Raw genomic sequence first — 1,518 nt, 5'->3', positions numbered from 1 at the left:
TCGCTATGAGACAGGGGTTTTAACCCCTGTCGGACTGCGGGTTTGACGTGGAAAGTTGACACTAATGGACACGCTTGAGTGTCCCTACAAATAATCGGGTAGGGACAGTGCCGTTTCCTCGGTATCATTCCGATGTCACCGGAAACGATATTAATTATCGGCGCACTCAGATGGTATGAAAGTGCCGATTACCGACTCGCCCCTACACCGCCCTAACATCAACTGCCATTAATTTTCATTGCGAAGCCTAGACAAACAGACCGAGAATATGTCGCCTAAGCCCTGGGTATTTTTGGCATAATTGCGGGAACTTCAGACCTATAGAATAATAGCAACTGCCGCAGGTGCAAGCTATGTCCTCAGAGAAACAGTTAATTCTTGATTTTGCCCAGCCAGACGCGATGAAATCGATTCTGCCGCGTCCCCCAATCCTGTCGAGTCACGGCGCAAATTGGCAGGGAATTCACGTTGAATATCACCGTCAGCCGCCAAACCAATCTCCCGAACACTATCTTCACCAACACAGCATTGGCATAATATTCTCTTCAGCTATCGGGGGAGTAGCACTGAACGGGAAACGCTACGGTAGCCAACCGTGCCAAAGTGGAGAGATGTTCATCGCTGCTGCTGGTACTGATTTTCAGTCATACGCAGTCGAAGAATCTGAATTTATGGCGATCGCCCTTGACCCTACCGACTTCGACAATACAGTGGGCGAATCGACAAATTCAAACCTCATAGAAATTATACCGCAATGGCCAATCACCGATCCATTAATTTTCGGAATCGCCTGGGCACTCAAAACCGAACTCGAATCAGGCGGATTAAACGGTACTCTTTATGTCGATGCGCTCAAAAACGCGCTTTCAATGCACCTACTGCACCGCTATTGTGCACAAAAACCGAATCTGCGAGATTTTGATAATGGTCTCGAACCTGTAAAATTGCAGATTGTGATTAACTACATAAATGACTACCTAAACCGAGATTTGCACATAGCTGAACTGGCTAATTTAGTGCATATTAGTCCTTATTATTTCAGTCGTTTGTTCAAACAATCAACTGGAGTCACGCCCCATCAGTACATGACCAAGCGCCGGATCGAAAAAGCCAAAGAGTTGTTGAAAAGGCGAGATTTATCAATAACCTATATCTCGCAGCAAGTCGGGTTTCACGACCAAAGTCATTTTAGCAAGACTTTCTGCAAAATCGTCGGTGTGACTCCTAAGAAATATCGGGATTCACTTTAATAAAGGTAACACCGATATTCCGAGAGTCCGAGAGTCCGAGAGTTCGAGAGTTCGATATTCCGATATTCCCAGAGTCCGGCCAGTCCGATATTCCCAGAGTCCGGCCAGTCCGATATTCCGAGAGTCCGGCCAGCCCGATATTCCGAGAGTCCGGCAGGGGTTTAAACCCCTGCCTCAAAGCAGAAGTCCTCTAAAAGAGGACTAATGAGTTATTCAGTCCTCTTTTAGAGGACTTGCGCTTTCTCGACAGGGGTTTTTAACCCCTGGC

Annotated in this window: 1 protein-coding gene; it reads left to right on the top strand. The window is 47.0% G+C overall.

Annotated features, from left to right (window positions below; translation table 11 throughout):
- Window positions 1-353: 353 nt before the first annotated feature.
- The gene (locus tag QT974_RS34265) at window positions 354-1,250 is read left to right on the top strand and encodes a helix-turn-helix transcriptional regulator (protein WP_333472802.1); all 897 of its coding nucleotides are present in this window, start codon (window positions 354-356) and stop codon (window positions 1,248-1,250) included.
- Window positions 1,251-1,518 lie beyond the last annotated feature (268 nt).

It is taken from the genome of Microcoleus sp. BM001215392, assembly GCF_036700185.1.
Lineage (GTDB): Bacteria > Cyanobacteriota > Cyanobacteriia > Cyanobacteriales > Microcoleaceae > Microcoleus.
Note: the sequence above shows the minus strand (reverse complement) of the source record. Positions and strands in the feature narration are given on the sequence as shown.